This window comes from Synechococcales cyanobacterium T60_A2020_003 (genome assembly GCA_015272205.1).
GTDB lineage: Bacteria > Cyanobacteriota > Cyanobacteriia > RECH01 > RECH01 > JACYMB01.
Genome location: JACYMB010000161.1, coordinates 1 through 7,080, shown reverse-complemented (window position 1 = coordinate 7,080; position 7,080 = coordinate 1). Strand labels below are relative to the sequence as shown.

Annotated in this window: 6 protein-coding genes and 2 pseudogenes; 5 read left to right on the top strand and 3 right to left on the bottom strand. The window is 53.8% G+C overall.

Annotated elements, in window-relative coordinates; genetic code table 11:
- Positions 1-80: 80 nt before the first annotated feature.
- Positions 81-617, bottom strand: coding sequence for a hypothetical protein (locus IGR76_08605; GenBank protein MBF2078566.1), 537 nt, complete (start codon positions 615-617; stop codon positions 81-83).
- Positions 618-705: 88 nt separating this feature from the next.
- On the opposite strand from IGR76_08605, the gene ruvB reads away from it, so the two are divergent.
- The 5 genes and pseudogenes from ruvB (at position 706) to IGR76_08580 (ending at position 6,496) form a co-directional block, all read left to right on the top strand.
- On the top strand, positions 706-1,818 hold the full coding sequence (gene ruvB, locus IGR76_08600) for a Holliday junction branch migration DNA helicase RuvB (protein MBF2078565.1): 1,113 nt from the start codon (positions 706-708) through the stop codon (positions 1,816-1,818).
- A 317-nt stretch (positions 1,819-2,135) separates the two neighbouring features.
- Positions 2,136-2,609, top strand: a complete 474-nt coding sequence (locus tag IGR76_08595; GenBank protein ID MBF2078564.1) for a hypothetical protein — start codon at positions 2,136-2,138, stop codon at positions 2,607-2,609.
- A 65-nt stretch (positions 2,610-2,674) separates the two neighbouring features.
- On the top strand, positions 2,675-2,932 hold the full coding sequence (locus IGR76_08590) for a DUF1049 domain-containing protein (GenBank protein ID MBF2078563.1): 258 nt from the start codon (positions 2,675-2,677) through the stop codon (positions 2,930-2,932).
- A 222-nt stretch (positions 2,933-3,154) separates the two neighbouring features.
- Positions 3,155-4,038 (top strand): annotated as a pseudogene (locus tag IGR76_08585) (MFS transporter).
- A gap of 53 nt (positions 4,039-4,091) precedes the next feature.
- Positions 4,092-6,496, top strand: a pseudogene (locus tag IGR76_08580) (bile acid beta-glucosidase).
- A 40-nt stretch (positions 6,497-6,536) separates the two neighbouring features.
- Here the strand turns inward: IGR76_08580 and IGR76_08575 are convergent.
- Together IGR76_08575 and IGR76_08570 are read right to left on the bottom strand one after the other, a co-directional pair.
- On the bottom strand, positions 6,537-6,905 hold the full coding sequence (locus IGR76_08575; protein MBF2078562.1) for a type II toxin-antitoxin system PemK/MazF family toxin: 369 nt from the start codon (positions 6,903-6,905) through the stop codon (positions 6,537-6,539).
- The coding region (locus tag IGR76_08570) for an IS5/IS1182 family transposase (GenBank protein ID MBF2078561.1) at positions 6,905-7,080 on the bottom strand (176 nt) is incomplete at its 5' end. The genes IGR76_08570 and IGR76_08575, both read right to left, overlap by 1 nt.

The window sequence follows — 7,080 nt, the reverse complement described above, 5'->3', positions numbered from 1 at the left end:
AGAGCGATCTGGGGAAGCCCGCGCTCTACCCGATAGGGTGAGCGTCGGGAGGATGTCACGGATGAGGTATTTTGGCATGCCTATGCTTCTGACAAAATCATGGTCATCGTCTCGGCAATGACTTGGCGTTGCTCGGCATCATAGCCCCACCGATCGAGAAACGTTTGATAGGCTCCGATCCCGGTTACGGCACTTTCCCGAAGGGCGATCGCCTTCTCGTGAATTTGGGGAAGCTGAAGTTTTGCAATGAGAGCCAAACTGCGCGATCGCACCCGATCAGAGCCTTGGGCAAGATCTTCGTTCTGATTGCGACGATGGGCGATCGCCATCGCTGAGGCCATGGCCGCATTTTTCACCATTAGTTCTGCCACGGTATCGGGAGCGGATTGCAGGGCAGATACAACCGCTGGCGTGGGCTGATCGGCGATCGCCCGGTCATCGGGTAAGTACGTAACAAAAAATCCCCGTGCGCCATTTTGGGTTTGCACCAACTGGGCGATCGCGGCTTCGAGTTCGGCGTCCGATAGCGATTGCTGTTCGAGTTGATCTAGCAATGCCTGGGTTTGGGCGATCGCGTTTTCAAAGGTGAGTTCGCTTGCAGGTGTTCCGTCCGTCATCGCATTTTTGTTTCTAGCCTCTGAGGTTGATAATACCGCAGGCCAAATCTTTCGGTAGAATGCCAATAAAGGCGAACAGGTGTTCAGCATGGCCATCATTTCCTCCAACGCATCGCAACCGCAGCCAGAGCGATCGCCCAAATCGATGCGTCGTGCGGCTCCGACCCACGGCGAAGACCTGCTAGAACCCAACCTCCAGGCGGATGAAATGGGCAGACCGGAGGAAAATCTCCGTCCCCAACGCCTCAAAGACTACATCGGACAAACAGCGCTCAAGGACGTGCTGGACATTGCTATCCGGGCTGCCCAATCTCGCAAGGAATCGTTGGATCACATCCTGCTCTATGGCCCTCCTGGTTTGGGAAAAACCACGATGGCACTCGTGCTAGCGACCGAAATGGAGGTGGATTGCAAAATCACCACGGCTCCTGCCCTGGAACGTCCCCGCGATATTGCCGGACTGTTGGTGAACCTAAAGCCTGGGGATATTCTGTTTATCGATGAAATTCACCGCTTGCCTAAGGTCACGGAAGAGATTCTCTACCCCGCAATGGAGGATTTTCGGCTGGATGTCACCATTGGCAAAGGCCAGAGTGCCCGTACCCGCAGCATTAAGCTTCAGAACTTTACCCTGATCGGCGCGACGACCCGCGTGGGTGCGCTTACTTCGCCCCTGCGCGATCGCTTTGGCATTGTCCAACGTCTGCGATTTTACGAACTCGAGGAACTCACCCCCATCGTGCAGCGCACCGCCAGTTTATTGAATACGCCGATTACCCCAGAGGGGGCGATCGAGGTGGCGCGGCGATCGCGCGGAACTCCCCGGATTGCCAATCGACTCCTGCGCCGAGTGCGCGATTATGTGGAGGTGAAGCGGAACGGGGCAGATATTACGGAGGCGATCGCCGCTGAAGCCCTGGAGTTATTTAACGTTGATCCCTGCGGCCTGGACTGGACCGATCGCCGGATGCTAACGACCTTGATTGAAAACTTTGGGGGTGGCCCCGTGGGATTAGACACTCTGGCCGCCGCAACCGGGGAAGATGCCCAGACCATCGAGGAAGTCTACGAACCGTACTTACTCCAAATTGGTTACCTGCTCCGCACCCCCCGGGGACGGGTGGCGGCTCCGGCGGCCTGGACGCATTTGGGCTACCGTCCACCAGATAGTCAACTTTCGCTATTATCAGAACGGTTGTAAGCTGGGAACCTCAGACGATCATTCTTCGACCAAGGTTAGATGGGGTAATATAGCTCGTTATGCCCCGCTATTATCGTCGTACTCTACGAGGATCTACTGTGAAATCTTTCATTCGTGCGATCGCCCTGCCCTTATGTGCCTTGTCGCTCGTTGCGCTAGTGGGATGCAATGACAACGACGCTGACGAATCAACCGCCACCCCGACGGAAACCGAAGTTATCCCCGAACCGACGGAAACGGCAGAACCAGTGGAGCCGATTTTGGAGGCAGAGCGCTACCAGATTTCAGCGGATGGAATTGGGGTGGCTCGGCTCGGCATGACCCTGGGCGAGCTTAAGCAAAGCTTGGGGGATACGGCTCAGTTTGAGGTGAAGTCCCCGTTTATTGTGGACTTTGACGCGATCGCCGTTCGTCAAAACGGGGAAATTCAGTTTTACATTCTGTATTTGGCAGGCGAACCCGCAGGCGATGACGACCCCATTCAAGGCTTGTGGACGGATAATCCCGCTTACACAACGGCTGAGGGCGTGGGCGCAGGCACGTTAATCAGTACGGCAGAGGACGCCTACGGGGATGCAACCTTGTCCTTTAGCTACGACAATGAAGGGCGGGAATATGTGCGTTTTGCCAACCATCCCGCACCCAATATTTCCTTTGGTACTGGAAATGCTAATACCTCTACGGCTGGCATCTATCCTGAATTCAGTGGTGGCTTTAACGAAACGCAGGAGTACAATCCCGATGCCACGATTCAATCGGTGTTGCTGGTATGCCTTGCGGACGGTTGCTAACGTGCGATCGCAGGTCAAACGTTACACTGGGGAAAGTATAGGGGGGAAAGTATAGGAAACCTGCAATGAAAACGTTGATTTTGGCGGTGATCGTGGGCGCGTGGATCAGTGCGATCGCCCTCCTATCGATTCAAAATGCGAAAGGTGTGACCCTCCAGTTCCTGGCATTCAAATCCGTCGAAATTCCCTTTGGTTTGGTGTTGACCTCCAGTGTTGTAGTTGGCATGGTGGGGACTGCGCTGCTGTTGCCCGTGCTGCGTGCAGGTGGGAGTAGGCGGTTGAAAAAGAGCGATCGCTACGAAAATGAGTTCTACGAGGAATAGCCCTTTGTGGATCTTGTAGAGTGTTGGGGCGATCGCCACAATCCTAAGCACCAATTTCAAAATCCTGGGCAGAGAGCGCTAAACCGTTCCGAAAGTCTGCAAACATACCCCCTACAAAGCCATAGCCATCCGATGCTTTGTTAGCGTTGTAGACTAGTTTCCCGGTCTTTGTGGCGTATACGATCTTGACAGAACTTCTTGCTGCCGATGCGATGGTACTGACAATTGATCTTTGCTGCTATTCCCGATCCGCGCAGCAAATACCTAACGACGGGAGCAATCTGTGGCGGAATTGGCTCACTAGCAGTCTTTCTCTGCGTATGGGGAACCTACAAGCGATTTCAGGACATTGCTGCCGAGCGATCGCGGGTGGAACGCCCCACAATGCCGCCCTTCTGGAACCAAATTCGCCTGGCCTTTAGTAATCGCCCGTTCCTCTATGTCATCGGCATTTATATGTGTTCCTGGTTGGGGTTGCAGGTAACGGCGGCCATGCTGCCCTATTTTGTTGTGACCTGGATGGGCTTGTCAGAGCAGCACTTTACCCAAATGGCCTTGGCCGTTCAAGGAACCGCGCTGGTAACGATGCCTTTTTGGGATGGCTCGGCCAAAAATTGGGCAAACGAGCCATTTACGGCATGGGCATTCCCTTAACGCTGATCGCTCAGGCTGGACTATTTCTGCTATAACCTGGGCAGGTCGGGTTCATGTATGCCTTGGGTGTGCTTGCAGGGGCAGGACTGGCGACGGCCTACTTGATGCCGTGGTCGATGTTGCCCGATGTGGTGGACTTGGACGAACTCCAGACGGGACACCGCCGCGAGGGAATTTTCTACGGCTTCGTGGTGCAGTTGAAAAAGATTGGGGTGGCGATCGCCCTATTCTTGGTGAGTACGATGTTGGCATGGTCAGGGCTGGTGACGGGGGGAGGCGACCAACCCGTAGTGCAACCAGGTTCCGCATTACAAGCAATTCGCTGGCTGATTGCCCCGATTCCCAGTGTGGTCTTGATTGGGGGCTTAGTGCTGGCTTACGTTTATCCGATCACGCGTGATCGCCATCAGCAAATTTTGATGCAGTTGAGTGAAATGCGGCGGCATGAGTAGGGGCGCGATCGCTGTAGAATCTGGAGGTGTCCCATTCAGCCTCTCGTTTTCCAATGCCAACTTGTACCTGGAATCGCCCAATTGGATTGGGGTGGAGTGCCCCCTATACGGTTCGCTACGCCAGTAACTTAGATGATGGCCCCTTTCATGGGATGCCGCTGGGGGGCTTTGGGGCAGGTTGCATTGGGCGATCGCACCAAGGAGATTTCAACCTGTGGCATATCGACGGTGGCGAACATGTCTTTCAATCGATTCCAGCCTGTCAATTCAGCGTCTTTGAGCAACAGGGAGCGTCGATCCGTGCCTACGCGCTGAATACGGATCTGCCCCCAGACGTTCTCCAGTCCTGGAACGGCTATCCTGCCAGCACCGAGGAGCAGTCTACCGGAGTCTATCATGCCCTCTATCCCCGCAGCGAATTTGTCTATCAGAACGTCTTTGCCGCCGATCTATCTTGTGAACAGTTTTCCCCATTTGGGCGCACAATTACCAGGAAACGAGCTATCCAGTGGCGGTCTTTGTTTGGACAGCCCACAACCCTACTCGTGAGCCACTGACCCTCAGCATCATGGTGTCCTGGCAAAATATGGTGGGATGGTTCACCAATACCAATGCCTCACCGGAAATTGTGGTGCGCGATGATGGAAGTCCCGTCTATGACTATCAGCCGAATCTAAAGCACAGCCTAGGCAACCTCAATCAATGGCTGGTGGATGGAGAGGTTGTCGGTCTACTCATGGATAACACCATCCGTCCCGATCAGCCCCGTGAAGGCGATGGACAATGGGCGATCGCCACGCTGCAATCTCCTAATGTCGAGATCTCGTTTCATAGTCGCTGGAATCCAGAGGGGGATGGTAGCGATCTTTGGCAGTCGTTTTCGACAACGGGAACCTTGCCGAATCTGGTAGATCCCACCCCTGCACGGGAAAATGAGCAGATTGCCGGAGCCTTTTGTCTAAAATTTACTCTAGCGCCCGGAGAGACAAAACAGATTCCCGTGGTTCTAGCGTGGGATCTCCCCGTAACCGAGTTTGCAACGGGGGTCGAGTATCTGCGCCGCTACACCGATTTCTTCGGCAAACAGGGTCGCCATGCCTGGGCGATCGCCAAAGAGGCGCTCCATGCCTATCCCTCCTGGCAGTCCCACATCCAAGCGTGGCAGCAGCCAATCCTCAACCGAACGGATCTGCCAGATTGGTTAAAAATGGCGTTGTTCAACGAACTCTATGTCTTGACTGATGGCGCAACGGTGTGGAGTGCCGCCACAGACATAGATCCAGTCGGTCAATTTGCCGTGGCGGAATGTTTGGACTATCGCTGGTATGAGAGTTTGGATGTGCGGCTCTATGGCTCATTTGCGCTGCTGCTGCTGTTCCCAGAGTTGGAGAAGGCGGTGATGCGTGACTTTGCGCGGGCGATTCCAACCGAAGATACCCGTGTGCGAACCATTGGCTACTACCACGTCATCGGCGCAGAGAGTCCTACGGCCCAACGCAAGATCAAAGACGCCACCCCCCACGACCTTGGCGCACCCAACGAGCATCCATGGGAACAGACCAATTACACGAGCTACCAGGATTGCAATCTCTGGAAGGATCTCCCCTGTGACTTTGTGCTTCAGGTGTATCGGGATTACCAAATGACCGGAGGCACAGATGAGGAATTTCTCCGGGAGTGCTGGCCTGCAATCGTCAGAGCCTTGGACTATCTCAAGACCTTTGATTTGGACAACGATGGCATTCCCGAAAACTCTGGCGCACCCGATCAAACCTTTGATGACTGGCGATTGCAGGGTATTAGTGCCTACTGTGGGGGACTATGGATTGCCGCCCTCGAAGGGGCGATCGCCATTGCCCAAATTCTCCAATCCTCGCCTGTATCGCCTGATCCGACAGAGGCCGTCTCTCGATGGAAGGAGTGGCTGCAACAGGCGCGATCGCTCTATCACGATAGTCTCTGGAATGGGCAGTATTACCGTTTGGATACGGGCAGCGGTTCAGATGTGGTGATGGCGGATCAGCTTTGCGGTCAGTTCTATGCGCGGCTTCTCGGTTTGCCGGATGTAGTGCCGCTAGACTGTGCGCGATCGGCCTTATCTGCGGTGTATGATGCCTGCTTCCTCAAGTTTCACGATGGCAAATATGGTGCAGCAAACGGTCTCCGTCCCGATGGATCTCCGGTGAATGCTAACGACACCCACCCCCTAGAGGTGTGGACAGGTATTAACTTTGGCATTGCCGCATTTCTGGTGCAGATGGATCGGCGCGGGGATGCCCTCCGATTGACGGAAGCCGTTGTGAGGCAGATTTATGAAAACGGCCTTCAGTTCCGGACGCCAGAAGCGATTACCGTCAACGGCACGTTTCGGGCAAGCCACTATCTACGGGCGATGGCCATTTGGCTCCTGTATGCTCAGTTGACTGCACCGCAAGGTTTCAACGAATCTTTGGGATAACTTAGAGATATAGTTTTGTAGGATGCCAAAAACTTGCTTTTCACAGTCCCATCAGAATTTTCAACCTATCTTCTACTGCTGCGAGTGTTTCCGGTAAGACAGCACCCCAACATTTCTCAAGTCGCTCTACGGAGATGGAGCGAATATCTTCATACTTGATAAAACTACGTACTTTCAAGCCTCCCTCTGGTGGATTGAGTTCAACATGAAAGGGGATGCCTTTGTCTTTCGAGGTAATTGGTAAGATGACGACTAGCCCTGATGCGCCTTGATTAAATAAATCTACTGAGATAATCAGACAGGGGCGTTTCCCAGCTTGTTCAGGTCCTTTTACAGGGTTGAGGTTTGCTAACGGCTTTGTTGCATGATTAGAAGGATGATCAGGCTCACCTTGAGGTCGTCCGGGTATTAAGCTTCGACTTTGTAGCTATCGGGTTTAGCGATCTGAATCATGCGGTTGAGCGCAACACATTTGATGAACAATTCCACGGCTTGATTGTCAAATTGACGTGCACTGAGATTGCCCCCAAAAATAGTCTTAAAGCGGAACATGGTAGTTTCAGCAATCGAACGACGATGATAGC